The organism is Janthinobacterium sp. JF4 (assembly GCF_059617925.1).
In genome coordinates this window covers 28,072-54,194 of the sequence record NZ_JCAQAV010000029.1, presented here as the reverse complement: position 1 = coordinate 54,194, position 26,123 = coordinate 28,072, and the positions used below count along the sequence as shown (strand labels likewise).

The 26,123-nt window shown below is 65.3% G+C and carries 20 protein-coding genes; 9 read left to right on the top strand and 11 right to left on the bottom strand.

Going from position 1 to position 26,123, the window contains the following annotated elements; translation table 11 throughout:
* Positions 1-93: 93 nt before the first annotated feature.
* Together AC54AF_RS19465 and AC54AF_RS19460 are read right to left on the bottom strand one after the other, a co-directional pair.
* Positions 94-876 (bottom strand): 3-hydroxybutyrate dehydrogenase, encoded by a 783-nt coding sequence (locus AC54AF_RS19465; RefSeq protein ID WP_496637841.1) that lies wholly within the window; start codon positions 874-876, stop codon positions 94-96.
* A 93-nt stretch (positions 877-969) separates the two neighbouring features.
* On the bottom strand, positions 970-2,046 hold the full coding sequence (locus AC54AF_RS19460) for an AraC family transcriptional regulator (RefSeq protein ID WP_496637840.1): 1,077 nt from the start codon (positions 2,044-2,046) through the stop codon (positions 970-972).
* 139 nt (positions 2,047-2,185) lie between these two features.
* On the opposite strand from AC54AF_RS19460, the gene AC54AF_RS19455 reads away from it, so the two are divergent.
* The 5 genes from AC54AF_RS19455 (at position 2,186) to AC54AF_RS19435 (ending at position 9,785) form a co-directional block, all read left to right on the top strand.
* Positions 2,186-3,796 carry an FAD-binding oxidoreductase gene (locus tag AC54AF_RS19455; RefSeq protein WP_496637839.1) on the top strand — a complete coding sequence of 537 codons (1,611 nt, stop codon included), beginning with the start codon at positions 2,186-2,188 and terminating at the stop codon, positions 3,794-3,796.
* Between the two features lie 11 nt (positions 3,797-3,807).
* On the top strand, positions 3,808-5,361 hold the full coding sequence (locus AC54AF_RS19450) for a glycerol-3-phosphate dehydrogenase/oxidase (RefSeq protein ID WP_496637838.1): 1,554 nt from the start codon (positions 3,808-3,810) through the stop codon (positions 5,359-5,361).
* On the top strand, positions 5,358-5,705 hold the full coding sequence (locus tag AC54AF_RS19445; RefSeq protein ID WP_496637837.1) for a hypothetical protein: 348 nt from the start codon (positions 5,358-5,360) through the stop codon (positions 5,703-5,705). Before AC54AF_RS19450 ends, AC54AF_RS19445 begins: the two co-directional genes overlap by 4 nt.
* Before the next feature lie 4 nt (positions 5,706-5,709).
* Positions 5,710-7,287, top strand: coding sequence for an FGGY-family carbohydrate kinase (locus AC54AF_RS19440; protein ID WP_496637836.1), 1,578 nt, complete (start codon positions 5,710-5,712; stop codon positions 7,285-7,287).
* Between the two features lie 248 nt (positions 7,288-7,535).
* Positions 7,536-9,785, top strand: a complete 2,250-nt coding sequence (locus tag AC54AF_RS19435) for a TonB-dependent hemoglobin/transferrin/lactoferrin family receptor (RefSeq protein WP_496637835.1) — start codon at positions 7,536-7,538, stop codon at positions 9,783-9,785.
* Here the strand turns inward: AC54AF_RS19435 and AC54AF_RS19430 are convergent.
* From AC54AF_RS19430 to AC54AF_RS19420, 3 genes are all read right to left on the bottom strand, one after another.
* The gene (locus AC54AF_RS19430) at positions 9,782-11,140 is read right to left on the bottom strand and encodes a diguanylate cyclase domain-containing protein (RefSeq protein WP_131687398.1); all 1,359 of its coding nucleotides are present in this window, start codon (positions 11,138-11,140) and stop codon (positions 9,782-9,784) included. The two genes, AC54AF_RS19435 and AC54AF_RS19430, sit on opposite strands and share 4 nt — an antisense overlap.
* A gap of 291 nt (positions 11,141-11,431) precedes the next feature.
* A complete protein-coding gene (locus AC54AF_RS19425) occupies positions 11,432-12,625 on the bottom strand; it encodes an aminotransferase-like domain-containing protein (RefSeq protein WP_496637834.1) in 1,194 nt (397 codons plus the stop codon).
* Positions 12,626-12,801: 176 nt separating this feature from the next.
* The gene (locus AC54AF_RS19420; protein WP_496637833.1) at positions 12,802-13,713 is read right to left on the bottom strand and encodes a DMT family transporter; all 912 of its coding nucleotides are present in this window, start codon (positions 13,711-13,713) and stop codon (positions 12,802-12,804) included.
* A 127-nt stretch (positions 13,714-13,840) separates the two neighbouring features.
* Between AC54AF_RS19420 and AC54AF_RS19415 the strand changes: the two genes are divergently transcribed.
* From AC54AF_RS19415 to AC54AF_RS19405, 3 genes are all read left to right on the top strand, one after another.
* Positions 13,841-15,265, top strand: coding sequence for an aminotransferase-like domain-containing protein (locus tag AC54AF_RS19415; protein ID WP_496637832.1), 1,425 nt, complete (start codon positions 13,841-13,843; stop codon positions 15,263-15,265).
* 90 nt (positions 15,266-15,355) lie between these two features.
* Complete coding sequence (gene htpG, locus AC54AF_RS19410) at positions 15,356-17,284, top strand: molecular chaperone HtpG (RefSeq protein WP_496637831.1); 1,929 nt, start codon at positions 15,356-15,358, stop codon at positions 17,282-17,284.
* Positions 17,285-17,414: 130 nt separating this feature from the next.
* Positions 17,415-17,780, top strand: coding sequence for a hypothetical protein (locus AC54AF_RS19405; RefSeq protein WP_496637830.1), 366 nt, complete (start codon positions 17,415-17,417; stop codon positions 17,778-17,780).
* Here the strand turns inward: AC54AF_RS19405 and AC54AF_RS19400 are convergent.
* Positions 17,757-18,488 carry an alpha/beta fold hydrolase gene (locus AC54AF_RS19400; RefSeq protein WP_496637829.1) on the bottom strand — a complete coding sequence of 244 codons (732 nt, stop codon included), beginning with the start codon at positions 18,486-18,488 and terminating at the stop codon, positions 17,757-17,759. The two genes, AC54AF_RS19405 and AC54AF_RS19400, sit on opposite strands and share 24 nt — an antisense overlap.
* Before the next feature lie 133 nt (positions 18,489-18,621).
* On the opposite strand from AC54AF_RS19400, the gene AC54AF_RS19395 reads away from it, so the two are divergent.
* On the top strand, positions 18,622-19,659 hold the full coding sequence (locus AC54AF_RS19395; protein WP_496637828.1) for a hypothetical protein: 1,038 nt from the start codon (positions 18,622-18,624) through the stop codon (positions 19,657-19,659).
* Between the two features lie 2 nt (positions 19,660-19,661).
* Here the strand turns inward: AC54AF_RS19395 and AC54AF_RS19390 are convergent, their stop codons facing one another.
* From AC54AF_RS19390 to kynU, 5 genes are all read right to left on the bottom strand, one after another.
* Positions 19,662-20,687, bottom strand: a complete 1,026-nt coding sequence (locus AC54AF_RS19390) for a leucine-rich repeat domain-containing protein (RefSeq protein ID WP_496637827.1) — start codon at positions 20,685-20,687, stop codon at positions 19,662-19,664.
* A 2-nt stretch (positions 20,688-20,689) separates the two neighbouring features.
* The gene (locus tag AC54AF_RS19385; RefSeq protein ID WP_496637826.1) at positions 20,690-22,756 is read right to left on the bottom strand and encodes a toxin-antitoxin system YwqK family antitoxin; all 2,067 of its coding nucleotides are present in this window, start codon (positions 22,754-22,756) and stop codon (positions 20,690-20,692) included.
* 96 nt (positions 22,757-22,852) lie between these two features.
* On the bottom strand, positions 22,853-23,398 hold the full coding sequence (locus tag AC54AF_RS19380; RefSeq protein WP_496637825.1) for an RBBP9/YdeN family alpha/beta hydrolase: 546 nt from the start codon (positions 23,396-23,398) through the stop codon (positions 22,853-22,855).
* Between the two features lie 17 nt (positions 23,399-23,415).
* Positions 23,416-24,303 carry a tryptophan 2,3-dioxygenase gene (kynA, locus tag AC54AF_RS19375; RefSeq protein ID WP_496637824.1) on the bottom strand — a complete coding sequence of 296 codons (888 nt, stop codon included), beginning with the start codon at positions 24,301-24,303 and terminating at the stop codon, positions 23,416-23,418.
* An 8-nt stretch (positions 24,304-24,311) separates the two neighbouring features.
* On the bottom strand, positions 24,312-25,562 hold the full coding sequence (gene kynU / locus AC54AF_RS19370) for a kynureninase (protein WP_496637823.1): 1,251 nt from the start codon (positions 25,560-25,562) through the stop codon (positions 24,312-24,314).
* Positions 25,563-26,123 lie beyond the last annotated feature (561 nt).

Sequence of the window (26,123 nt, the reverse complement as noted above, 5' to 3'; positions counted from 1 at the left end):
GATGTGTGGCCGAGACGCGCAGCTGTGCTGGAGCACAGCGAGCATCGCAGGCCGCACAGGGCGCCGCGCAGCCGATGTGGGCGGGTGTCACTATTACTGCATGTGCCAGCCGTGGCTGACGACGATCGACTGGCCGCTCAGTGCGTTCGACGGGAACGCCGCCAGGAACACGGCCGTTTGCGCCACATCCTGCGTGGTGGTGAATTCGCCGTCGATGGTGTCTTTCAGCATCACTTTCTTGATCACGTCTTCTTCGCTGATGTTCAGCTGGGTCGCCTGTTCGGGGATTTGCTTGTCGACCAGCGGCGTGCGCACGAAGCCGGGGCAGATGACGTTGGCGCGGATGCCATCCTTGGCGCCTTCCTTGGCCACCACCTTGGCCAGGCCCAGCAAGCCGTGCTTGGCGGCCACGTAGGCGCTCTTGAACGGCGAGCCTTCGTGCGAGTGCACGGAACCCATGTAGATGATGGCGCCGCCGCGGCCGGCCTTGATCATTTCGCGCATGCAGGCGCGCGTGGTGAGGAAGGCGCCGTCCATGTGAATGGCCAGCATCTTTTTCCACTGCTCGAACGGGTAGTCGACGACGGGGCTGATGATCTGGATGCCCGCATTGCTGATCAGGATATCGACGCCGCCGAAGTGGGCCACGGCATCGGCCACGCCCTGGTCGACCTGCGCTTCGCTGGAGACATCCATGGCGACGGCAAACGCCTGGCCGCCCGACTGCTTGATTTCCTCGGCCGTCTTGCTGGCCGCTTCCAGGACCAGGTCAGCGATGACGACCTTGGCGCCTTGTTTCGCGTATTCAATGGCCATTTCCTTGCCGATACCACTGGCGGCGCCGGTAATCAGTGCGACTTTGTCTTTGAGTTGCATATTAATCCTTTGCATTGCGGGTTGGAGTGATCGTGGAAAGCGTTGACTATGCCAGTATAGCCAGAAAACGCGCCAGGCATGGCCCGCGCACGCCTACAAACCGGCTTGCTTCGCCTGTAATTGCTGCAGGCGCCAGGCGCCGGGATTGGTGCCCGACCAGGTGCGAAACGCGTGGTTGAACGCGCTTTGTTCCTGGTAGCCGAGCAGGAAGGCGATGTCGACCAGCGACAGGTCCGGCTCGCGCAAATAATCGCGCGCCAGGCCGTAGCGGGCCTGGTCCAGCACGGCCTGGAAGCTGGTGCCCGCGTCGGCCAGCTTGCGCTGCAGGGTGCGCGGCGTCACCGCCAGGGTGGCGGCAACGGTGGCCAGGCGCGCCGAACCCTGGCGCAAGCCTGCCACGATGGCCGCGTGTACCTGCGCGTCGATGCCGCCGCCCGTCTGCGCTGCGGCTTGCCGTCGCGCCAGCAATTGTTCCGCATGCTGGCACAGCACGGGGTACAGGCTGACGTCGGCGTTCGGCACGGGCCAGTCCAGCAATTGCGCGTCGAAGCTGGCCGTGTTGGCGTCCGCGCCAAAGGCGGGCAGGCTGCCCAGTACGCGCACGTATTCGTCGCGGTGCGCCGCATGGCGCAGCAAACCGCCGCCGCCATCGTGGGTAAACGCCAGCCGGGCCGGCGGCAGCGGCATGCCCGCCAGCCAGTCGCCGCACACCTTGACGCCGGCAAAGACGCTGTCGACCAGGTGCCGGCTGGCGCCCGGGTAGTTGCTGGCCCAGCGGTAATGCGCGATGGCGCCATCGCGCTGCAGGGTCGAGCGGCCCAGGTCGTGCGCCAGCCGTTCATAGCGGGCCGTCTGTTCCAGCGCCTGGCCCACGTTGCGGCAACTGAGCAATATCAAGCCATACGCGCTGTAGGTGCCCATGCGCACGCGCTGGCCCACGTGCAGGCCGAAATGCGCATCGCCCGCCAGCTGCGCGGCCGCGTCGAGCAGGCGCACGTAGTCGCGCGCGGCCAGGCTGGCTGCGGATGCTTCCAGGCTGTGCGGCGCCACGCCGGCCGCCTGCGCCAGGCTGGCAGGCGCGATGCCGTGCGCGCCGGCCGCTTCCAGCAGCGGCTGCAGATAGGCGCCGGCGACCCGGCCTTCCGCGTGGTGGCTGTCAGTGCCTGGCATGATGGAACAATGCGATTGTCATGAAAAACCAATACCCTTCGTTTGTGGCGGCATATGCTATTGATCTGGCAAGAAAATAAGGCAAGGACAGTATAGCAAGCCGCCGTGGCGCGCAACTGGGTGAAGATAGGGAATGTCGATGCGACGCTGGAATGGCTGGGGAGACGAGAGCATCACGTATGCGCTGAGCGAAGAGGCGCTGGTTTTTTTGCGCGCGCGCCTGGGGCCGGGCAGCGGCATTGCCGACGCCACCTTCGACGACGCCTGTGCGCAGGTGCCCGCTTCGCGCCTGGCGCCGCATCCGCTGATCGACACTGCGCCTGCCACGCGCGTGCGCCATGCGCTCGGTCAAAGCCTGCCCGACTGGTTTAAATTACGCCATGGCCGCATCGGCGCCGTGCCCGATGGCGTGGCCTTTCCCGACAGCGCGCTGCAGGTGCGCCAGCTGCTCGCGTATGCGCGCCAGGCCTGCGTGGCCGTGATACCCCATGGCGGCGGCACCAGCGTGGCCGGGCATTTGACGGTGGCGGCGGGACCGCGTCCCGTGCTGTCGATCAGCCTGGCGCGCCTGTGCGCGCTGGGCCACCTGGACCGCGAAGCGCAGCTGGCCACGTTCGGCGCGGGCGTATATGGTCCCGACCTGGAAGCGCAGCTGCGCGCGCAAGGGTATACTCTGGGCCACTATCCGCAGTCATTCGAGTATTCGACCCTGGGCGGCTGGATCGCCACGCGCTCGTCGGGCCAGCAATCCTTGCGCTACGGCCGCATCGAGCAGCTGTTCGCGGGCGGCGCAGTGGAAACGCCGGCCGGCACCCTGACGATTCCCACGTTTCCCGCCTCGGCGGCGGGCATCGACCTGCGCGAAATGGTGCTCGGTTCCGAGGGCCGGCTGGGCATCCTGACGCAGGCCACCGTGCGCGTCTCGCCGCTGCCGCCCCATGAAGCATTCCACGCCGTGTTCTTTGCCGACTGGGGCCAGGCGCAGGCCGCCGTGCGGGCGCTGGCCCAGTCGCGCCTGCCCCTGTGCATGCTGCGCCTGTCGAACGCGGTCGAAACGCAAACCATGCTGACCCTGGCCGGGCATAAAAAACTGGTGGGACTGCTGGAGCGCTATCTGGCCCTGCGCGGCTGCGGCGAAGGCAAGTGCATGCTGATGCTGGGCGTCAGCGGAGAAACCGGGCCGGCGCGCGCGGCCCTGCGCGGCGCCCTGGCGCTGGCGCGGCGGCACAAGGGCGTGCACGCGGGACGCCACATGGGCGACAAGTGGAAGCAGGGGCGTTTTCGCAATGTGTACCTGCGCAACGGCGCCTGGGAACACGGCTATGTGATCGACACGGTGGAAACGGCCGTCGACTGGCCGCGCGTCGCTTCCATGATGGCGGCGCTGGAGCAGGCGGGCGCGGGCGCGCTGGCGGCGCACGGCGAGCAGGTGCACGCGTACACGCACCTGTCGCACGTGTACGCGCAGGGCGCCAGCGTCTACACCACGTATGTGTACCGGCTGGCGCCCACATTTGAAGACAACATGGCGCGCTGGCGCAGCCTGAAGGACGCGGCCTGCGCCGCCATCGTCGCCAACGGCGGCACCATCAGCCACCAGCACGGCGTGGGCACCGACCACGCGCCGTGGCTGGCGGCCGAAAAGGGAGAGCTGGGCATCGCCGCCATGCGCGCGCTGCTGCGCCAGTTCGACCCGCAGGGCATGATGAACCCCGGCAAACTGCTGCCCGACACCGGGGGCGGCTTGTGAACCGGGGGGAGTTGCCTGGCCTCCTGGCGCGCGAGTGGGATGTGCTGATCGTCGGCGGCGGCATCACGGGCGCCGGCATCCTGCTCGAAGCATCGCGGCGCGGCTTGACGGCGCTGCTGGTGGAACAGCGCGATTTCGCCTGGGGCACGTCGAGCCGTTCCTCGAAGCTGGTGCATGGCGGCTTGCGCTACCTGAAGCAGGGGCAGTTCGCGCTGACGCGCGAGTCGGTGCATGAGCGGCAAGCCTTGCTGACGGATGCGGCCGGGCTGGTCGAGCCCCAGGGCTTTGCCTTTGGCGACTACACGGGCAGGAAGCCGGGGCGGCGCCAGTTCATGCTGGGCCTGGCCATCTACGACGTGATGGCGGGCCGGCGCGCGCGCCGCTATGTCGATGCCCCTGATTTTGCCATGCTGGCGCCGCATGTCAACCGCGATGGGCTGCGGGGCGGCATGCTGTACCAGGACGCCAAGACGGACGACGCGCGCCTGGTGCTGCGCGTGCTGCAGGAGGCGCGCCGCCATGGCGGCGTGGCCGTCAATTACCTGGGCGTGGCAGCGCTGCTGCGGGAAGGAGATAACGTCGTCGGCGCCACCTTGCGCGATGGCATCGGCGGCGAAAAGCCAACGGTGCGCGCGCGCCTGGTGATCAGCGCCACGGGCGCCTGGGCCGACGGCCTGCGCGGCCAGGTGGGAGAACAGGCGAAACTGCGTCCCCTGCGCGGCAGCCATCTGCTGCTGCCGGCCTGGCGCCTGCCGCTGGCGCAAGCCGTCAGCCTGATGCACCCGCGTGATGGCCGCCCCGTGTTTGCGTATCCGTGGGAGGGCGTGACCCTGGTGGGCACCACCGATGTCGACCATGGCGCCAGCCTGGACCTGGAACCGGCCATCACGCGCGGCGAACTCGATTATCTGCTGGCGGCGCTGCAGTGGCAGTTCCCGCAGCTGGCGCTGGGCGAAGACGACGTGCTGGCCACGTTTGCCGGCGTGCGTCCCGTGATCGGCAGCGGCCAGCTTGACCCGTCGAAGGAAGCGCGCGAACATGCGCTATGGCTGGAAAACGGCTTGCTGACGGTGGCGGGCGGCAAGCTGACGACGTTTCGCGTGATCGCCCTCGATGCATTGCGCCGCGCGGCGCCGCTGCTGCCGGGCTGGCAGGCCGATTTGACGCCCTTGCCGATTTTCGACGCCACGCCGCCCTTGTCGGGCAAGGCCTTGCTGCTCGATGGCGAACAGCGCGCGCGCCTGCTGGGGCGCCATGGCGCGCAAGCGCAGGCGCTGTGCGAGGCGGCGCGGGAGGGAGAACTGGAGCCGATTCCCGGCACGCAGACCCTGTGGGCGCAGCTGCGCTGGGGCGCGCGCAACGAGGACGTGCAGCACCTGGACGACCTGCTGCTGCGCCGCACGCGCCTCGGTTTGCAGCTGGCCGGCGGCGCGCTTGCTATCATGCCGCGCCTGCGCGCCATCTGCCAGCGTGAGCTGGGCTGGGATGATGTACGCTGGGATGCGGAACAGGCGCGCTACCTGGCCCTGTGGCGCCGCCATTACAGCGTGCCGCAAGGCGATTGAAAAACCATAAGAATACGGAGAGCATCATCGAAACCATCCTGTTTGGCCAGCCCCTGGCGCTGGGCGACGCCCGCATCACCTACGACAGCCTGTCGCCACTGGATTTGCGCCAGAGCGTGGACGTCCTCGTCGACGACCTGGGCGAAGACCTGCTGCAGATCACGTGCGCGAATGGCGACATCGTCGACGTGGGCTGGTATCCGGCCTGGAGCGAAGGGGGGCGCTTGCGCGTGGTGGCCGTGCGCGGGCAGGACTGGGAAGCACCCGTGTTCAGCGCCCAGCCGGACAAGGATCCGCAGGCGCTGCTGCAGGCGCTGCGCGCCGCGCTGTCCAGCCTGGGCTGAGGCCATGGCGAGCGTATCGGGCCAGGGGCCGTACATTCTTGCCATCGACAATGGCACGCAAAGCGTGCGCGCGCTGCTGTTCGACCGGGACGGGAACCTGGCGGCCAAGGCGCAAGTGTTCCTGGAAGCATATTACTCGGCGCACCCCGGCTGGGCCGAGCATGACGCCGACGGCTACTGGCAAGCCGTGTGCGAAGCATGCCAGCAGCTGTGGCGCAGCACCGTCATTGAAAAATCGTCGGTCGCCGGCGTGGCCGTGACGACGCAGCGCGGCACGGTGGTCAACGTGGATGAATATGGCGTACCCTTGCGGCCCGCCATCACCTGGCTGGATCAGCGCAGCACGCGCGATATTCCCCAACTGGCGCCATGGTGGCGCGCCGCCTTCCGCGCCACGCGCCTCGATGGCACGATCGCGTATTTCCGCCGCGAGGCCGAGATCAACTGGATCCGCGCGCACCAGCCCGACATCTGGCGCCGCACGCACAAATTCCTGCTGCTGTCGGGTTTTCTGAATCACCGGCTGTGCGGAAAGTATATCGATTCGACGGGCTCGCAAGTGGCGTACATCCCGTTCGACTACAAGCGCCATGCGTGGGCCGGGCGCTTCGACTGGAAGTGGCAGGCGCTGGCGATTCAGCGCTCCATGCTGCCCGAGCTGGTGACGCCGGGCACGCGCATGGGCGCCATCACGGCCGCAGCAGCGGCAGCAATGGGTGTTCTTGAGGGCACGCCCTTGCTGGCCGCCGCCGCCGACAAGGCGTGCGAGGTGCTGGGCGCCGGCTGCGTCGAGCCGCACGTGGCCTGCCTCAGTTATGGCACCACGGCCACGATCAACACGACCAACCGCAAGTACGTGGAGGTGACGCGCTTCATTCCGCCGTATCCGGCCGCCATGCCGGGCGCCTACAGCACGGAGGTGCAGATCTTCCGCGGCTACTGGATGGTCAACTGGTTCAAGGAGCAGTTCGGCGACCGCGAACGGGCGGCCGCCGCCGAAGATGGTACGGGCCTGTCTGCCGAAGCGCTGTTCGACCGCCTGGTCGACGCCGTGCCGCCCGGCTCCATGGGCCTGATGCTGCAGCCGTACTGGAGTCCCGGCATCAAGGTGCCGGGCCCGGAAGCGAAGGGCGCCATGATCGGCTTTGGCGACGTGCACACGCGCGCGCACATCTACCGCGCCATCCTCGAAGGGCTCGCGTATGCGCTGCGCGAAGGCAAGGAACGCATCGAGCAGCGCAGCGGCATGGCCATCACGGAGCTGCGCATCGCGGGCGGCGGTTCGCAAAGCGACGCGGCCATGCAGCTGACGGCCGACATCTTCGGCTTGCCGGCCGCGCGCGCCCACGTGTATGAAAGCTCGGGCCTGGGCGCGGCGATCGCCGCTAGCGTGGGCCTGGGCTGGCATGCGGATTTTCCCGCCGCCGTGCAAGCGATGACGCGCAAGGGCAAGGTATTCCATCCCCATCCCGAGCACCGCAAAATCTACGAACAGCTGTACCGGCGCGTGTACCGCAAGATGTATGCGCGGCTGCGGCCCCTGTACCGCGAGATCGCCGACATCACCGGCTATCCCGAATAAACCGCATCAAATCGTATTGCGAATCATTCGCATTCGATATATGATGTGTTCCGCATTTCACTAAGGCAACTTGTCCCGGTGATTGCAGCGCGCCGCCGGCCATGCGCCGGCGGCGTGTCCGCGCGGGCAGAGTTCCGCCGCAACGCTTCCTTCAACGCCGCCGCTTGATCGTGCACCGCCTTCCTCTGCCCCGGCATTTTTTCATTCCAGAAGCATCAAGCAGTCAGCAAACCCAGGCAAGGATAGCGATGAAGAGCAGCAGCAAACAAGGATTAACCCCGCTGGCCGCCGCACTGGCGCTGGCATTGGGCGGCGCGCACGGCCATGCGTGGGCGGCAGCGGACGCTGTGCAGATGCCCGCCATCAGCGTGTTTGGCGACGCCATCAGCGCCGGCACGGCCGGGCGCTCCTACATCAACAGCGCCGATATCGAACGCCAGCAGGCCGATAATGTCGCGTCCTTGCTCGACACCTTGCCCGGCGTCGACCTGGCCGGCACGGCACGGCCCAGCGGCCAGAGCCTCAATATCTGGGGTTTCAATAAAGTGCAGGACGTGAAAGTCATCCTCGACGGCGTGCCCAAGGGCTTCGAGAAATACCGCCAGGGTTCCATCTTCATCGAGCCGGAATTGATCAAGCAGATCGAGGTGAACAAGGGCGCGCATACGAGCTTGTACGGCAATGGCGGCTTCGGCGGCGTCATCACGGTCGAGACCAAGGATGCGCAAGACTTGCTGGAAGGCGGCGAGAGCGTGGGCGCCATGCTCAAGTACTCGCGCCACTCCAATAACGGGGAAGACGACGCCACCGTGGCCGTTTACGGCCGCACGGAAGACGGCCGCTTCGATGCGATGGCCTTCACCACGCGGCGCAAGTCCGACGATTTGCGCAAACCCGATGGCAAGCCATTCCGCTTTTCCGCCATCGACGCGCCATCGAGCCTGGCGAAGCTGAATATCCGTCTGACGCCGGAGCAGCTCCTGACCCTGACGGCCATGAAGAGTGGCAGTTCGGGCTGGGGTCCGTTCGCCGCCATGGGCGAGGACGTGCCCACGCCGACCGAGGCGGAAATCAAGAAATATGGACTGGAGGAGGCGTGGCAGCGCAAGGCCGTGTACCGCGACCAGGACGACGATACGTATTCCGTGAAGTGGCAGTACGCGCCGCAAAACAATCCATGGATCAAGCTGACGGCCAGCGCCGGCTATTCGCACACGGACCAGCATGACAAGCGCCTGCCGTCCGCTTCGCCGGGTTCCTACCTGGGATCCCTGGGCAACGAGAGCTGGGCCTCGTACGTGGACCGCATTGCGGAGGTGCGCAACGAAAGCGTGTTTACGACGGGCGCCATTTCGCACGTGCTGCTAACGGGCCTGCAATGGCACAAGAACGTGCGCGACACCCTGATGTACTACCCGTCGTCGACGGCGCTGAAGGATCCCAGCTACAACCATGGCTACTTCCAGCCCTACTACATGCCGGCCGGGCGCCAGGAAACCACGGGCCTGTATCTGCAGGATGCGATGACGTATGGCGACCTGACGGTGACGGCGGCGCTGCGCCACGACCGGGTCGTGTCCGAGGGCGTGCCGAACAAGGCGCCGCGCTACAACAGCGCGCTGGCGGCGGCCGGCCACGACTTCAGCGAAAAGGCGCACGCGGACTGGTCGCCCCGCCTGGGCCTGTTCTGGAAGGCGTCGGGCAGCGTGGCGCTGTTCGGCGACTTGAGCCGCACCTGGCGCGCGCCGACGATCGACGAGATGTATTCGAACGAATACTATGTATCGGCCAGACAGGGCTCATCGACGCCGGGCACCAGCCGCGAGCTGGCCGTCGAGCGCGTGACGGCCGTGCGCACGGGCGTCATGCTGCACCGGCAGAACGTATTCATGGAGCGCGACGACGTGCAGCTGCGCCTGACGGCGTACCGGAACCGCGTCAGCGACAATATCGGACCGCGCCTGGGCATCCTGATCGAAGGCTATGTGCCGGGATCGGGCAAGGTGCCGCCAGCCCTGTCGTCCTACCGCAATCTGGCCGGTTTCCACACGCAGGGCGTGGAGGTCGAGTCCTACTACAACTCGCCGCGCCTGTTTGCCAGCGCTTCGCTGTCGAAGCAGCGCGGCACGCGCACCGGCTCCCAGCGCGACCCGTGGGGCCGGGACGAACCCGTGTCGACCATCGCGCCGGATAAATTGATGGCGGGCCTGGGCTGGCGCATGCCCGACCTCGGGGCCAGCATTGGCTGGCAGGGCCGCTTCGTGGCGAAGCAGGAGCGCGTCCTGGCGGTGGGGAATGTCTACCGCCTGCCGCCATCGAAAGGCTATGCGCTGCACACCCTGTTCGCTGCGTGGCATGGCAGGCAGGGAGTGTGGCGCGGCACGGAAGTACGCTTGACGGTCGATAATGTCTTCAACCGCAACTACATGCCGTACCTGAGTGAAGCAGTCACCGGCGTGGGACGCAATGCGAAGCTGAGCGTGTCGAGAAAGTTCTAACGTAAAACCAGCGCCTTGACCGTTTCCCAGGCCGTGCTGCCCGACTGCGTGACGCGCACCTGGTTGCGGCCCCCTTCCTTGGCCACGTAAAGCGCGCGGTCGGCGGCGACGAACAGCACCTTGCGGTCGTCCAGCTGGTGCGGGTGGATGGTCGCCACGCCGATGCTGACGGTGATCCATGGCGAGGTGGCGGAGCGAGGGTGCGGCAGCTGCAGTGCCTCGATGTGCGCGCGGATGGCTTCGGCCAGGTGCAGGGCGCCTTCGGCATCCGTGTCGGCAAACAGCAGGACGAATTCCTCGCCGCCGTAGCGGGCCGCCAGGTCGCCCGGGCGGGCGGCGTGCGAGGCGATGGCTTGCGCCACCTGCTGCAGGCAGCTGTCGCCGGCCGGGTGGCCCAGGCTATCGTTGTACAGCTTGAAGTGGTCGACGTCGAGCACCACCAGCGACAGGACGCCGCCGCCGCGCACGGCGCGCTGCCATTCCTTTTCCAGGAAGCTGTCGAAATGCCGGCGGTTGGGGATTTTTGTCAGCGGATCGAGATAGGCGGCGCGCTGCAAGGCGTCTTCCGACTGCTTGTGGTGCGTGATGTCGTGCAGCAGGCCGATATACAGGGGCTGGCGCAGATACATGGGCGTCAGGGTCAGGTCCATGCACAGCGTCTCGCCATTGCGGTGGCGGATCGCCACTTCGCGCGTGCCGTGGTTGTGCGCATTTTCGGGATTGGCTGCGTACATGGCGAAGTAATCGAGATATTCCTGCGTCACCAGAGGGCTGAGCAGCTCGCCGATGGAGCGCCCGGCCAGTTCGTTTTCGCGGTAGCCCAGGTACTGGTCGCAAGCCGGGTTGGTGTACTGGATGCGGCCATCGGCTTCGATGATCAGCAAGCCCTCGGCCATGTTGTTGACGATGGTGCGCAGGCGCTCGGCCTGTTCCTGCTGGGTTTCATTGTTGCTGCGGATTTGCAGCTGGGCGCGCACGCGCGCGCACACTTCGGCCATGCGCAGCGGCTTGCTGATGTAGTCGACGGCGCCGCAGTCGAAGCCGGCCACCACGTCTTCCGTTTCCGTCTTGGCGCTCATGAAGATGATGGGAATGCGCTGCGTCAGCGGATGCTGCTTGAGGCGGCGGCATGTTTCGATGCCGTCCATGTCCGGCATCAGCACGTCGAGCAGGATCAGGTCGGGATGGGCGCGCTGGGCGATCGCCAGCGCCCGTTCGCCGGACGTGGCGACATAGGTTTGATAGCCTTGTTCGCTCATCAGCTTGCGCAGCAGCTCAAGGTTGGCTGGCGCATCATCGACAATCAAAATGGCGGCGTTGTGCCGCTGGGAATGCTCCACACTGCCTGGACTCATTGCTTCCGGCCTTCTCGATGTACTCTGCGATGCCAGCGTTTGCCGCATTTTCGGTGATGCCGAGCGGGTTCAAATCCGCTGCAGCGCTCAAATCATACCGCCTTGCCAATTTTTTGGGTGAAAAAATCGATGCTGCGCGAGGCGGTGAAATATTATTTTTATGATATTTTTAAAAATATATACACGAAGTTGCTATCGTGAAGGCGGCTTTTGTGCGGAAAAGACGCGTGCCCCCAGGCGTCGGGGGCAGCAGTGACACGCCCCGCAGCAGGCGGGGCGCGAAGAGGCGAGTTACATTTTTGCGGCGATCAGTTTGCCCAGGATGGCGATGCCTTCGCGAATGCGTTCCGGCGGCACCGTCACGAACGACAGGCGCAAGGTGTGCGTTTCCGGCGTGTTGGCGTAGAACGGCGCGCCCGGCACGAAGGCGACCTTGTTGGCGATGGCTTCATCGAGCAGTTTCATGGCGTCGATGTGTTTCGGCAGGGTGACCCAGATGAACATGCCGCCTTCCGGGCGGGTCCAGGTGACGCCGGCCGGGAAGTGCTCTTCCAGCGCCGACAGCATGGCCTGGCACTGGTTGCCGTACAGGCTGCGGATGCTGGGGATGTGCCGGTCCAGGAAGCCATCCTTGATCACTTCATGCACGACCATCTGCGTCAGCTGCGACGTGTGCAGGTCGGCTGCCTGCTTGGCCAGTTCCAGGCGGCGCACCAGCGGCATCGGCGCCACCACGTAGCCGAGGCGGATGCCCGGCGTGAGCACCTTGGAGAACGAACCCATGTAAATGACGCCGTCCGGATTCATGTTGATCATCTTCGGATATGGCTCGCCGCTGTAGCTCAGGGCGCCGTACGGATCATCCTCGATCAGCGGCAGGCCGTGGCGGGCGCAGGTTTCCACCAGCTCCACGCGGCGCGCCACGGACAGGCTGCGGCCCGTCGGGTTCTGGAAGTTCGGCAGCGCGTACAGCAGGCGCGCGCCATCGGCGACGGGGTCGATCGACGACGGCACCAGGCCTTCGTCATCGGTGTCGACGGAAACGAATTCGGGACGGTAGACGGAAAACGCCTGCAGCGCGCCCAGGTAGCTGGGGGTTTCCACCAACACTTTGCTGCCTTCGTCGATGAGGACCTTGCCCAGCAAGTCCAGCGCCTGCTGCGAGCCGGACGTCATCAGCACTTGTTCGGGCAGGATGGTGCTGCCATTGCTGGAGAGCGAGTCGGCGATCCACTGGCGCAGCGGCAGGTAGCCGTCGGTGGGGCCGTATTGCAGCGCCACCTTGCCATTGTTCGACAGGACCTTGTCGAAGGCGGTCTTCATTTCTTCCACGGGGAAGGTGGCGGGCGAGGGCAGGCCGCCGGCAAACGAGATGATCTCGGGACGCTGCGTGATCTTCAGGATTTCGCGGATGAACGAGCTTTGCAGCTGTTCTGCGCGTTCGGCAAAGCGCCATTGGATCGGATTCGGATTTTCAATTTTCATACGAGTCTCACGGAAGATGCCGAGCTGCGCCGGCTGGATTTGTTGGCCCGCTTGTGGCGGTGCGTGCGCAAGCGGCGCCGGATAGGCGTCGCCATGGTGCTGCGGTATTGTACGGCTTGCACGCCGCCGTGCCCATCCGCACGCGCAACGGCGTTGCAAATGGGCGTCAAGGCGCTTTACTTCAGCTTGCGTCCGATGGCCACCACGGCGATCACGGCGCCGGCAAACAGCAGGCTTTCACCCGTCAGTGGCTCGTGCAGCAGCACGGCCGCGCCCACCAGCGTGAGGAAAGGCTGCAGCAATTGCGTCTGTCCCACGCGGGCCACGCCGCCCAGCGCCATGCCCCGGTACCAGAAAAAGAAGCCGATAAACATGGAAAACACGGAGATGTAGGCAAAGCCCAGCCAGGCCGCGCCGCTGGCCTGCGCCAGCAGCGCCCGCTGCGGCCAGGCATTCCACAGCACCACGGGCAGTACGAACGGCACGGCCAGCAGCAGCGCCCAGGAAATCACATGCTGGCCCGGCATGGCTTGCGCCAGGCGTCCGCCTTCGGCATAGCCGAGTGCCGCCAGCAGCACGGCGGCAAAGATCAGCCAGTCGGCCAGGTGGAAGCTGCCGCCGCCCTGGCGCAGCGCGAACGCCACCACCAATGCCGTGCCGAGCAGGGCCATCAGCCAGAAGCCCGGCGATGGGCGTTCCTTGCCGCGCAGTACGGCAAACACAGCGGTGGCCAGGGGCAAAATGCCCACCAGCACGGCGCCGTGCGAGGCGGGCAGGCTGCGCATGGCGATCGAGGTCAGCCAGGGGAAGCCCAGCACGCAGCCCAGCGACACGAGCGCCAGCGGCAGCCATTGTTCGCGCCGCGGCATGGGCGCGCGCTGCTGCCATAGCCACAGGCCGGCCAGGCAGGCGGCCACCAGGGCGCGGCCCAGGGCGACAAAGGTGGGATCGAGTTCGGCCACCGCCAGGCGCGTGAAGGGCAGGGTCAGGCTGAAGAGCGCGACGGCGGTCAGGCCCAGCAGCAACCCCTTGTGGTCATCGCTGAGGCGGGGCGGGTGGGTGGTGGAGGTGCTCGTGTGTGAAGACATGGGTTTCCTGGTGCGTGCGGTAAGGGAAAGGCGTGGATTTGTGTGATACATGCTGCTATCCTAGGCGTGAATAGCAGTACAGTACAAATACACTTCCACGCATAATTTCACATACTGTCATGGTCATATGAGCAATACACTCCCTTTGCTGTCGCGCGTCTCGGGCGAAACCCTGATCGACCAGATCACGCGCTCGCTGGCGGCGCGCATCGATGACAAGCTGCTGCGCGGCGGCGCGCGCATGCCCTCGATCCGCCAGTGCGCCGCCAGCTTGAGCGTGTCGTGCGCCACGGTGGTGGCCAGCTACGACAAGCTGGTGGCGCGCGGCTACCTGGAATCGCGGCGCGGCGCCGGTTTTTTCGTGCGCGAGCGCTCGTCCCTGAATACGCCGGCGCCGTCCGCTGGCGCGCAGGACCCGGTGGCGCAGCCGATGGACGTGGTCTGGCTGATCCGTAACATGTTCCGCCAGACGCCGGCCATCCCCGCGCCCGGCACCGGCATGCTGCCCGCCGAGTGGCTCGACGGCGACCTGGTGGCGCGCGCCTTGCGCGACGTCAGCCGCCAGCCCGGCAGTTTGCTGCTGGGCTATGGCACGCCGCAGGGGTTCCTGCCGCTGCGCCAGCAGTTGCAACTGAAACTGGCGGGGCTGGAAATCGCCTGCCCACCCGAGCAGATCGTCACCACGGTGGGCGTGATGCAGGCGCTGGACCTGGTGGCGCGCGAGTTCGCCCGCCCCGGAGACACCATTTTCGTCGACGATCCCGCGTACTGGCTGATGTTCGGCGCCTTTGCCGCCATGGGCATGCACGTCATCGGCATCCCGCGCCTGGGTGACGGCCCCGATATCGCCGTGCTGGCCGAGCTGGCGGCGCTGCACCGCCCCAAGCTGTACGTGATCAACTCGGTGCTGCACAACCCCAGTTCGACCTCGCTGTCGGCGGCCAAGGCGTTCCAGGTGCTGCGCCTGGCCGAACAGCACGATTTCCTCATCGTCGAGGATGACATCTATTGCGACATGCACCCGGGCGCAGCCGGTCTGGTGCAGCCGGCCACGCGCCTGGCCGCGCTGGACCAGCTGCGCCGCGTGATCTATCTGGGCGGCTTTTCCAAGAGCCTGGCGGCGAACCTGCGCGTGGGCTTCATTGCCACCTCAAAGGAGCGGGCGCAGCGCCTGGCCGACCGCAAGATGCTGGCCACCCTGACCACCAGCGACATCGGCGAACGCGTCGTGTATAAAATCCTCTCGCAGGGGCTGTACCGCAAGCATGCGGAGCGCCTGCGCGCGCGGCTGGACAAGGTGCGCGAGGGTACTTACCGCAAGGTCGAACAGGCGGGCTTGCGTTTCGATCCCGCACCGGCCGGCATGTTCGTGTGGGCCGATGCGGGCAGTGACACGAACGTATTGGCCGAGAAGGCGCTGGCAGAGGGGCTGGTGCTGGCGCCGGGAAGCCTGTTCTCGCCGCGCCAGCTGCCGTCGACCCGCATGCGCCTGAACCTGGCCACGGTGCAGGATGAGCGTATCTGGGCGTTTTTCGCCCGCGCGCTGGGATAAGACGCCGCGTGAAACGGGGGGGGCTTGAAATCGCTTATATAATCCCCAACTCCGTAGCATCCGTCCCATCCACAAGACTATGAGGTAAAAATGGCTGTCTCCGAAAAGCAAACCCTGGGTTTTCAGACCGAAGTGAAGCAAATGCTGCACCTGATGATCCATTCCCTGTACTCGAACAAGGAAATCTTCCTGCGCGAATTGATCTCGAACGCGTCCGACGCGGCCGATAAATTGCGCTTCGAAGCGATCGATAACGATGCCCTGTACGGCAACGATCACGAATTGAAGATCAAGGTCAGCTTCGACAAGGATGCGCGCACCATCACCATTTCCGACAACGGCATCGGCATGACCCGCGACGAGGCGATCTCGCACCTGGGCACCATCGCCAAGTCGGGCACCAAGGAATTCTTCGGCAAGCTGTCGGGCGACCAGCAGCAGGACGCGGCCCTGATCGGCCAGTTCGGCGTGGGCTTCTATTCGGGCTTCATCGTCGCCGACAAGATCACCGTCGAAACGCGCCGCGCCGGCGCGGACGCCTCCGAGGGCGTGCGCTGGGAGTCAAGCGGCGAAGGCGATTACAGCATCGAGACCATCGACAAGCCGTCGCGCGGCACGGACATCATCCTGCACCTGCGCGAAGGCGAGGACGAATTGCTGTCGAGCTGGAAGATCAAGTCCATCATCCGCAAATACTCGGACCATATCTCGCTGCCGATCGTGATGCAGAAGGAAGAGTGGGACGACGAGAAAAAAGAAACCGTCCTGAAAGACGAATTCGAAACCGTCAACCAGGCCAGCGCCCTGTGGGCCCGCAACAAGGCCGACATCACGCCGGAACAGTACGACGAATTCTACAAGCACGTGTCGCACGACTTCCAGTCGCCGCTCACGCACACGCACAACCGCGTCGAAGGCCGCAGCGAATACACGCAGCTGCTGTACATCCCGGCCAAGGCACCGTTCGACATGTGGGACCGCAACAAGCGCGGCGGCATCAAGCTGTACGTCAAGCGCGTCTTCATCATGGACGATGCCGAGCAGCTGATGCCGACCTACCTGCGCTTCGTGCGCGGGGTGATCGATTCGGCCGACCTGCCGCTGAACGTGTCGCGTGAAATCCTGCAGGAATCGCGCGACGTCAAGGTGATCCGCGAAGGCTCGACCAAGCGCGTGCTGGGCATGCTGGAAGAACTGGCGAACGCGGACGAGCAGGACAAGAAGGACAAGAAGGACAAGTACGCCGTCTTCTGGAAGGAATTCGGCCAGGTGCTGAAAGAAGGCATCGGCGAAGACGCGGCCAACAAGGAACGCCTGGCCAAGCTGCTGCGCTTTGCATCGACGGCCAACGACAGCGACGAACAAATCACCTCGTTCGCCGACTACGTGGCGCGCATGAAGGAAGGCCAGGACAAGATTTACTACGTCACGGCCGACAACTACGCCGCCGCCAAGAACAGTCCGCACCTGGAAATCTTCCGCAAGAAGGGCGTCGAAGTGCTGCTGCTGACGGACCGTGTCGATGAATGGATGCTGTCGTTTATCCAGGACTTCGAAGGCAAGGAACTGGTCTCCGTCGCCAAAGGTGGCCTGGACCTGGGCGCGCTGGAAGACGAAGCGGAAAAGAAAGAGCACGAAGAAACGGAAACCTCGTACGCCGACCTGGTGGGCAAGATGAAGACCGTGCTGGCCGACAAGGCCAAGGACGTGCGCGTGACGTTCCGCCTGACCGATTCGCCAGCCTGCCTGGTGGCCGATGAAAACGAATTGTCGGGTAACCTGCTGCGCATGCTCAAAGCTGCTGGCCAGAGCGCGCCGGAATCGAAGCCGATCCTGGAGATCAACCCGAACCACCCGCTGGTGACGCGTTTGAAGTACGAAGACGCGGAAGGCGGCAAGTTCGGCGACTGGGCCAATATCCTGTTCGACCAGGCCATGCTGGCCGAAGGCGGTTCGCTGGCCGATCCTGCCAGCTTCGTGAAACGCCTCAACGAATTGCTGCTCAATTCGGCGAAGTAATCGCCTTGTTGTCAGTGCGTAGATCGGATTAGCGGGGCCGTCGAGGCCAAGCGTAATCCGATACGGCGTCTGAGGCATTAGGGCCGGCCCTTTCCTCGTGAAAGGGCCGGCTTTTTCTTTAAGGGGGAGCATGAAAATTCGCCTGATGGCCGGCCTGGGCGCGCATGCGCTGGGCTGCCTGCTGTTTATCGCATTGAGCTGGCTGGGGTTTTATTTGTACACGCAACTGTTTGGCAGCCTCGGCTCGCGCGGCGTGGCCGGCGGCCTGGCCCTGCTGCTGGTGTTTTACGTGTATGCGGGCACAAATCTGCTGCTGGCGCTGCTGCCGCCCGGCTGGTGGAAGCCTGCGCTGTGCGCTCTGCTGGGCGCGGCCGTGCTCGCGTACCTGCTGCCCCAGCATCCGCTGCGGGCCATCTACTTCAGCGTGCTGTCGGGCGGCGTGAGCTGGCTGGCCGTGCTGGCCAGCGCGCGTTTAAGCGGATACCTGCGCGGCTGACAGGCCCGCGAGAAAGGCGGCGACGGCGTCGGCTGCCGCTGCCGGCGCCGCCTGCAGCAGCATGTGCGGCGCGGCGATGTCGACCAGTTGCGCGCCGGGCGCCTGCCGCAGTATCTGCACGGCGTTCGCCGGCGGCACCAGGCGGTCGTGGCGGGCGCGCAGGTACAGCACGGGCAGGCTGCCGCGCGCGAAGCTGCGCGAGGCGTCTGTTTCCAGCACGGCGCGCAGGCGCTGGCGCAGCACGCTGGGTGGCACTTGCGCCAGCGCCGCTGCCAGTTCCGCCTGCAGTTGCGGCGTGGCGCAGGGTGCCAGCAGCGCCTGGCGCAGGGCGAAGCCGGGCATGGCGCCAAAGGGCACCAGGCCGAGCAGGTGGCGCAGCGGCGCCAGCATCGGGCGCGGATTGCGCACGAACGAACAGCAGAGGACCAGGGCGTGCATGCCGGGTGGCGGATCGGCGCGCAGGGCGGCGCCGAGCGGGCCTGAAAACGATTCGGCCAGCACGACGAAAGGGCGGCCCTGCGGCAAGCGCTCGCGCACGAATGCTTCCAGCGCCGCGTAATCGAGTGGCGCGGCCGGATAGGCGATGGCCAGGGTATCGATGGTGGTTTGCGCCCGCAAGGCGGCGTCAAAACGGTGGAATAGCCGGGCCGTGCCATCCATGCCGGGCAGGAGGACAAGCAGGGGCGAGGCGTGGGGTGGTGTCGTCATTGCGGCCATCATACCAGCCGCGCCGGCAGATCACCGTCCGCCAGCCGCACGGCATGGGCGCTGGCGCCATGCTAGAATCGCCGGTGCGCCATGCGTGGCCGTAATCGCGGCCATATCCCCGACAGACAGAACCATGCATATCATTTTTTCGAATTACCGCACCCTGGGCGGCGCTTTGCTGGCAGCGGCTTGCGTCCTTTTCCAGCCTGCCCGCGCCATGGCGGCGCCTTCGGCTCCGGCCGGGAAAGGCTTGTCCTCGTTGCTGGCAGGCGGTCCTTTGCCGCGCCTGAGCGAAGACCCGCAAGTGCGCGCCGCGCTGTTCGATTTCTTCGGTTACGCGCGCGGCAGCTACACGGAAGACGATGAATTGCTGCTGGCGCAGGCGCTCGAAGCGATCAGCGAAAAGCGCGACGCCACGCGCACCGTGCTGGCCGATGGTCGCCAGTTGCTGGCGTCGATGAATGACCGCAAGCAGGGCCGCGAACGCGGTGCCATGCTGCTCGACAAGCGCGGCGCCATCATCGCCTTTGGCCTGGTCAACGGGCATTGCCGCCTGGAGGGCCAGCCGCTGGCGAAAGTCTGCAATCCTGATCCGAATGCGGTGCTGACGGTGTTCCACCGCAAGGGCATGCTGGTCGGGGATGCGGCGCCGTTGCTGGCCTGGGCCCGCCAATTGCCGCCCATGCTGGCGCTGATCGCGGGCGACAAGGAAGCGGGTGCCGACGGGCAGAAGATCGCCAGCGTCGAATATGTGCTGGCGCAGCCGGCCCTGCCGGGCTGGAACCGCGCCCAGCTGCCGCCCGCGTATCCGCCGGCGCTGTTGCCGCTGCTGCTGGATAGATCCACGGTGCTGACGTCGGCCGGCGCCGGCGTGTTTGCCTATCCGCTCACCTTGAAGGGCAAGAAACAGAACAATGTGCTGGACCATGCCGAAGGCCGCCCGCCGCGCGACTTGGAAGTGGCGCTGCGCAGCTATGCCAGTTTCGACACGGTGGTCGAGCGCTACCGCCAGCTGGCCAAGGGCGCCCGGCTGCAGCGCAACGAGCGCACGGCTTACCTCGATGGCGACATGGGGCAGGGCAGCTACCGCGTCTACATCCGCAACACGGGCGTGGACGGCGTGATGATCGACGTGGCGCTATGGCAGCGCAAGCTGGCGGCCAGCCGCTAACGCTAGTAAAAGCGTGCCTCGGCGTAGCCCAGCGCTGACAGCTGCGCGTCGATCGCATCGTCGCGCTTCCGTTTGCCCGTGGCCAGGGTCAGGTTTTTTAGTGTTGCAGGCAAGCCGCCGGCCAGCAGCGCATCGATATCGAGCTGCGTCAGGTACACGGCCAGGTTGCGCAATGCGGGCAGGGCCGTAATGCCTGCCAGGCGCTCCAGGGTCTTGCAGTTGCGCAGGACCAGCCATTCCAGCGCGCGATTTTCACCCAGCCGGACTTCCTGCAGCTTGATCTGGTCTTCCACCGCCAGGCGCCGCAGGCGGGGAAAACGGCCGATGTGGCCCAGGTCTTCCAGTCCGCGCACGCGCACCACTTCCAGTTCTTCCAGCAGCGGCGCCGTGATGTGTGCAATCGACGCGCGCCCGCCCAGGATGAAGCGCAGCCGCCTCAGTGCCGGCATGGCGCGGATGAAGTCCACGTCATCCTTGCTCTTGACCTGCGACAGCGACAGCCGCGCCAGCGCGGGCAGGGCCGTGATGGCGGCGATGTTTTTCACGTGGCCGGTTGTGTGCAGCTGCGCCAGCTGCGGCCAGTGCCGCAGCGGAGCCAGGTCGATGTTCGCCTTGCGCGTCTCGCCCAGGCTCAGGGATTGAAGGCCGCGCAGATTGTCCAGCGCCAGGATGTCGTGCTGCGCCAGTTCGTACACGCCCAGCTGCAATCGCTCCAGGTGACGCAGTTCGCCCAGGATTTCCAGGTTGACGGCGCTGGTATGGCAGTCGAGCGACAGGTTGGCCGCATGCGGCAGCGCGCGCAGGATGGCGGCGTCGAAGGGGGTGAAGTGGTAGCCGTAGAAGCGGATTTCCAGCGCCGCGCGGCAGCTGGCCGCCAGCGCGTCGAGATCCGCCAGCAGCGGTGTCGCATCATAGTGTTCGCCAAACTGCACAATGACCTTGCCATCGGCGGCGATGGCGGCGTGCAGGGCCGCCGCGTCGATGCTTGTCGGGTTGTGGATGCGCTGCGGTTGTCTTGTTTGCGTCATCGTCACAGTCCTATCGGATAGTCTACCTGCCTGGGGGGAGGGCAGCCTTCCGGCCCCGGGAACGTCTGCTTGCCCGTGTCATCGTAGCGCTTGCCGCACTCGACGAGCACGCGTTTGCGGAAGGTGTAGATGCTGGCCACCTTGCCGTTCGGGTGGTAGCAGATATTGTCGCCATCGCGGTCGGCCGAGGCGTAACTGATCATCGACTCGCCATTCACCGTGCGCGTGCTGTGGCCGCGGCGCGGCTCCGTGCATTTGAGCTGGCCGCTTTCGTAATACGCGTTGAAGACGGAGGTGTCGGCGGCGCGGTCGACCAGCAGTTCGTCCTTGCGCTTGCCGTTCGGGTAGTTCGAATAACCTTCCTGGCGCTGGCCGTACTGGAAGGCGTAGTAATACTGCGGCTTGCCGTCCGGGTAGTACATGTGGTGGTATTCGCACACGTCGTCGCGCGTGCTGCCGTACTCCTTGAAGGTGCAGCGGTGGATGTCGTTGAGCAGCTGGCCGTCTTCATAGTACTCGCGCAGGTGCGTGAGCAGTCTGCCCTGGTCGATGACGGCCAGGCGTTCCGGCTTGCCGTTCGGGTAGTAGCGCGCGTCCAGGCCCTGCTTCTTGCCGTTGTCCCACAGCGTGTCGAGACGCAGGACTTTGCCGCTGTCGTCGAACGCCTGTTCACGCCCATCGAGCTGGCCATTGCGGTAGGTGGCCGTGTAGATCACGTATTCCTTGCCGGCCGGGCCCAGATAGCGCGTGCGGCTGCCATCGAGCACGCCCGCCTGGTAGTGGTCGCGCACGCGCAGCGCGCCTTGCGCATCCGTGTCGAGGGCCTCGCCCTGCTTCTTGCCTTTGACGAAGGTGACGCTTTGCGTGACCTTGTCCTTGAGCTTGAGCTTCCACGGGCCGTCGCGCAAGCCCTCGACGAAGCTGCCGTCGCCGTCTTCCGTGATCCACGGCCCATGGCGCGTGCCGTCGACGTAGTTGCCGCGCGTTTGCAGCTTGCCGCCCATGCGGCGTTCGTGCGGGCCGTTCAGCTGGCCGGCCACATAGGTGTCGAAGCCCGTCACTTCCTCTGCATCGGCATAGTTGACGACGGTCCAGCGGCCTTCGCGCTTGCCGGCCCGGTACATGCCACTTTCGCTCTGTCTGGGATAATTGAAGGACCACAGGCCTTCCTGCAGGCCGTTGACGAAATGGCCTTTTTCGCTGCCTTCGTGCATGCCTTCGCGCACCCACAGTCCCTGGCGCTTGCCTTTCACGTACTGGCCCCGTTCGACCGCAGAGCCGTCGTCCCAGGCCAGGCTGTAGATGACGGACGGGCCGTCCTGGCTACCCGTGAATTGCTTTGGCGCCGTTTCCCACGTCACTTGCCACAGGCGGTAGTTGGGCAGAATGCCGGCGCCCGCGTCGCTGTACAGGGTGTAGCTGGCGGTGAGAAAACGCTCGCCTTTTTTCTGGAAGGTTTTTTTGTAGGTGATGGCGTCCTTGCTGCCTGCCGCCACGGGCTTGCCGTCATCGCTGTAGTAGCCGACGATGCTGCCTTGCGTATGGTCGATGGCGTCGAAGTCCGCATTGCCGCTCTTGCCCCGCGCTACGCTGTAGTCCATCGGCGCCAGCTTGGCCAGCGCGGCCTTGACCTGGCCCGCGTTGGGAGCACTGCCTTGCGCCACGATGCGGTTCAAGGCCGGCTGCAAGCCATCGAGGCGCCGGTATGTGCCGGAGCTGCGGTGGTAGCGGTAGGCGCGCAGCCCGTTCTTGTCGCCCTGGCGGAACAGCACCAGCATGGTTTGCACGCTGTCGTCCGTCTCCTGGTCCAGCGAGGCGTAGAAGACGGAGCGGATGACGGCGTTGCCGAACTGGTCGAGCACAATGGCTTTCGCGCTGCCGCTCTTGCACTCGCAGTAATAGCCGTTGACGCCTTCTTTTTCCTTGAGGAAGGCGATGTCCAGCCCGCTGTCCTGCGAAGCAATGATGGCGGGATGGGCAAGGCTCTTGCCTTCGTAGAAGGGCGCGCCGTAGGCGAGGGCGGAGCAGAGCAGCAAGGGCAGGAGAACTGGCAAAAGCGGACGTTTCATCGTGGGGCTGGCGCCGGGGCGCCGCAATGGAAAGGCCACGATTCTGCCTGTGTTCTTACTTGTGGGCAAATACGCCTCTATCGTGCGCGCCCCCGTTCAGGGCTGGTGCGCGGCGCAGAAGTCCAGCAGCAGTTGCTCGCCGTCCGGCCAGGGGCCGTAGCCGGCGTCGCCGTTGATATGGCCGGCGTCGCCGATCATGGTGAAATCGCTGCCCCAGGCGGTGGCAAACGCGCGTGCCCGCGCGAAGCTGACGTAGGGATCATCGCCGCTGGCCACCACCAGGCTGGGAAACGGCAAGGCTTGCAGCGGCATCGGCGCAAAGCCCGTCGTGCCGGCGGGGTAGGAGGGCGCTTCCACATCGCTGGGGGTGACGAGGAAGGCGCCGGCGATCTTGTGCGGCGAGCCGCTGGCCGCCCAATGGGCCACCAGCGCGCAGGCCAGGCTGTGCGCTGCCAGCACGGGCGCTCGCTCGCAGGCGGCGATGGCGCGGTCGAGCTCCGCCACCCATTCATCCTTGTCCGGCGTCTGCCATTCCCGGTGCGGTACGCGCGACCAGTGCGGGTGGCGCGCTTCCCAATGGGTTTGCCAGTGCTGCGGCCCGGAATTCCACAGGCCGGCCAGGGTCAGGACGAGAGCGGACATCAAATCTCCTTATGAAATTAGAGCTCCGTGCGAAGGGCGAAGAGCTCCGGGAACAATACCACGTCGAGCATCTTGCGCAAATAGCTCACGCCCGCCGTGCCGCCCGTGCCCGTCTTGAAGCCGATGATGCGCTCCACCGTCGTCACGTGGCGGAAGCGCCAGAAGCGGAAGGCCGTTTCCAGGTCGACCAGCTTTTCGGCCAGCTCGTACAGAGCCCAGTGTTTCGACGGGTCGCGGTAGACTTCCAGCCACGCCGCTTTTACGGAGGCGTCGGCGCTGGTCGGCAGGGTCCAGTCGGCGTTCAGGCGCTCGGGGTCTATGTGCAGGCCGCTGCGCGCCAGCAGCTTGATCGACTCATCGTAGACGGACGGCGCGCGCAGGGCGGCGTCGAGCACGGCATAGGTTTCTGGCGCCGTCGTATGCACGTTGAGCAGGGCGGCGTTCTTGTTCCCCAGGATGAATTCGATTTCGCGGTACTGGAAGGACTGGAAGCCGGACGAGGCGCCCAGGTAGGGGCGGATGGCCGTGTATTCGGGCGGCGTCATGGTGGCCAGCACGTCCCAGGCATGCACCAGCTGGTCCATGATGCGCGCCACGCGGGCCAGCATTTTAAAAGCGGGCGCCAGGTCGCCGCTTTGCAGGTTGGCGCGCACGGCGTGCATTTCGTGCAGCATCAGCTTCATCCACAATTCGCTCGTCTGGTGCTGCACGATGAACAGCATCTCGTTGTGGTTCGGCGACAGCGGATGCTGGGCCGTCAGGATGCGGTCCAGCGCCAGGTAGTTGCCGTAGCTCATAGATTCGCTGAAATCCATCTGCGCGCCATGCCACTGCGCATCCTGGCCGCCGGCATGCATGGGGCAGCCGCTGGTGTTTTCCTTGTTCATATTCTTGTCGTCTCTCATGGGGTGGTTCAGGTGACCGCATCGCGCCTGGCGGCGATGTCATAGGCTAGTGTGTCGAGGATGTCGCGCAGGATGTCCACGGCATCCCACACGTCGGCAAAGCTTGTGTACAGGGGCGTGAAGCCGAAGCGCATGATGGCCGGTTCGCGGTAGTCGCCGATCACGCCGCGCGCGATCAGCGCCTGCATCACGGCATAGCCGTGCGGGTGCGTGAAGCTGACCTGGCTGCCGCGCCGCGCATGCTCGCGCGGCGTGACGAGGCCCAGCGGATGGCTGGCGCAGCGCTGTTCCACCAGCGCGATGAACAAATCGGTCAGGGCCAGCGACTTGCGGCGGATGGCTTCCATGCTCGTTTGCGCAAAGATCTCCAGGCCGCATTCGACCAGGGCCAGCGAAAGAATCGGCTGCGTGCCGCACAGAGCACGGGCGATGCCGTCGGCGGGCACGAAGCCCGGATCCATGTCGAACGGCGTGGCATGGCCCCACCAGCCGGACAAGGGCTGGCGGAAGCGCGCCTGGTGTTTTTCCGGCACCCAGATGAAGGCGGGCGAGCCGGGGCCGCCATTCAGGTATTTATAGGTGCAGCCGACAGCCAGGTCGGCGCCGGCGCCGTTCAGATCCAGCGGCACGGCGCCGGCCGAATGGGCCAGGTCCCACAGCGCCAGCGCACCCTGCGCGTGGCAATGGCTGCTGATGGCGGCCATGTCGTGCTGGTAGCCGGTGCGGTAGTTCACGTGCGTGAGCATGGCGACGGCGCAATCGGCATCGATGGCTTGCGCCAGGTCGTCCGGGCTGTCGACCAGGCGCAGCTGGTAGCCGCGGTCGAGCCAGGCGGCCAGGCCTTGCGCCATGTACAGGTCGGTGGGAAAGTTGCTGCGTTCGCTGACGATGATTCTGCGCGCGGCCTGCGCGGGATCGCTGGCCTGCATCTGCAGGGCGGCGGCCAGGGCCTTGAACAGGTTGACGGAGGTGGTGTCGGTGATCACCACTTCGCCCGTGTGCGCGCCGAGCAGCGGGGCCAGGCGGTCGCCCAGGCGCTTGGGCAGGTCGAACCAGCCAGCCGTGTTCCAGCTGCGGATCAGATCCGTGCCCCATTCGGCCGTGATGACGTGCTGGGCGCGGGCCAGGGCCGTTTTCGGCCGTGCGCCCAGGGAATTGCCGTCGAGGTAAATCACGCCTTGCGGCAAGTCGAATTGCTGGCGCAGGGGCGCCAGGGGATCGTCGAGGTCGCGCGCGCTGCAGTCATGTCGAGAAATCATGGTGGCTTTCATATTGATGCTTGTCTGAGTGGCATGATATTGCTTGAGGCTTAAAGTATCATGCGGAAGTGGCAGTGTAGCAAATCCATGCCGCACAGCGCGCTTCCCGGTATGGAAAGGCGGCGAAAACATGCCCGCTTGTGGGGCGTCAACGAAAAAAATCACGATTCTTGAAAATATTTTCAAAAACCCCTCAAGTTCTGCGATTCGCCGCCGTCAACAAATACATGAACGGCGGTAATCGGTCAGGCAAGCATCAAAAACTTTTTAAACTTTTTTAAAAAAAAGCCTAAAGTTCCCGTCGAAGCTGCCGTTATCTCAGTAGACAGGCTTGATTCTGATCAAGTTGTTGTAAAAAAGTGATATTTTTTACAGGCCAAAAGTCGGACAAATCCGGCACAGCGCCAACCTCCCACATCCGCGCCGTTGCTGGCGTGCGACCATGATCGAGTAGTGTTTGTCAGACAAACACCTACGGTCCCGTCCGCCATTCCCCGACCAAAAATACAGCGCTACGCCTCTGTTGCGTTTAATGTTGCTCCTGCAGAATGTATCTCACTG

What these genes read in the sequence shown, in the direction of transcription:
- AC54AF_RS19460 (WP_496637840.1), bottom strand. Translation starts at nt 2,046, where the DNA reads ATGCCAGGCACTGACAGCCACCACGCGGAAGGCCGGGTCGCCGGCGCC.
- kynU (WP_496637823.1), bottom strand. Translation starts at nt 25,562, where the DNA reads ATGATTTCTCGACATGACTGCAGCGCGCGCGACCTCGACGATCCCCTG.
- AC54AF_RS19385 (WP_496637826.1), bottom strand. Translation starts at nt 22,756, where the DNA reads ATGAAACGTCCGCTTTTGCCAGTTCTCCTGCCCTTGCTGCTCTGCTCC.
- AC54AF_RS19435 (WP_496637835.1), top strand. Translation starts at nt 7,536, where the DNA reads ATGAAGAGCAGCAGCAAACAAGGATTAACCCCGCTGGCCGCCGCACTG.
- AC54AF_RS19390 (WP_496637827.1), bottom strand. Translation starts at nt 20,687, where the DNA reads ATGACGCAAACAAGACAACCGCAGCGCATCCACAACCCGACAAGCATC.
- AC54AF_RS19455 (WP_496637839.1), top strand. Translation starts at nt 2,186, where the DNA reads ATGCGACGCTGGAATGGCTGGGGAGACGAGAGCATCACGTATGCGCTG.
- kynA (WP_496637824.1), bottom strand. Translation starts at nt 24,303, where the DNA reads ATGAGAGACGACAAGAATATGAACAAGGAAAACACCAGCGGCTGCCCC.
- AC54AF_RS19425 (WP_496637834.1), bottom strand. Translation starts at nt 12,625, where the DNA reads ATGAAAATTGAAAATCCGAATCCGATCCAATGGCGCTTTGCCGAACGC.
- AC54AF_RS19400 (WP_496637829.1), bottom strand. Translation starts at nt 18,488, where the DNA reads ATGACGACACCACCCCACGCCTCGCCCCTGCTTGTCCTCCTGCCCGGC.
- AC54AF_RS19420 (WP_496637833.1), bottom strand. Translation starts at nt 13,713, where the DNA reads ATGTCTTCACACACGAGCACCTCCACCACCCACCCGCCCCGCCTCAGC.
- AC54AF_RS19395 (WP_496637828.1), top strand. Translation starts at nt 18,622, where the DNA reads ATGCATATCATTTTTTCGAATTACCGCACCCTGGGCGGCGCTTTGCTG.
- AC54AF_RS19440 (WP_496637836.1), top strand. Translation starts at nt 5,710, where the DNA reads ATGGCGAGCGTATCGGGCCAGGGGCCGTACATTCTTGCCATCGACAAT.
- AC54AF_RS19380 (WP_496637825.1), bottom strand. Translation starts at nt 23,398, where the DNA reads ATGTCCGCTCTCGTCCTGACCCTGGCCGGCCTGTGGAATTCCGGGCCG.
- AC54AF_RS19415 (WP_496637832.1), top strand. Translation starts at nt 13,841, where the DNA reads ATGAGCAATACACTCCCTTTGCTGTCGCGCGTCTCGGGCGAAACCCTG.
- AC54AF_RS19465 (WP_496637841.1), bottom strand. Translation starts at nt 876, where the DNA reads ATGCAACTCAAAGACAAAGTCGCACTGATTACCGGCGCCGCCAGTGGT.
- htpG (WP_496637831.1), top strand. Translation starts at nt 15,356, where the DNA reads ATGGCTGTCTCCGAAAAGCAAACCCTGGGTTTTCAGACCGAAGTGAAG.
- AC54AF_RS19430 (WP_131687398.1), bottom strand. Translation starts at nt 11,140, where the DNA reads ATGAGTCCAGGCAGTGTGGAGCATTCCCAGCGGCACAACGCCGCCATT.
- AC54AF_RS19405 (WP_496637830.1), top strand. Translation starts at nt 17,415, where the DNA reads ATGAAAATTCGCCTGATGGCCGGCCTGGGCGCGCATGCGCTGGGCTGC.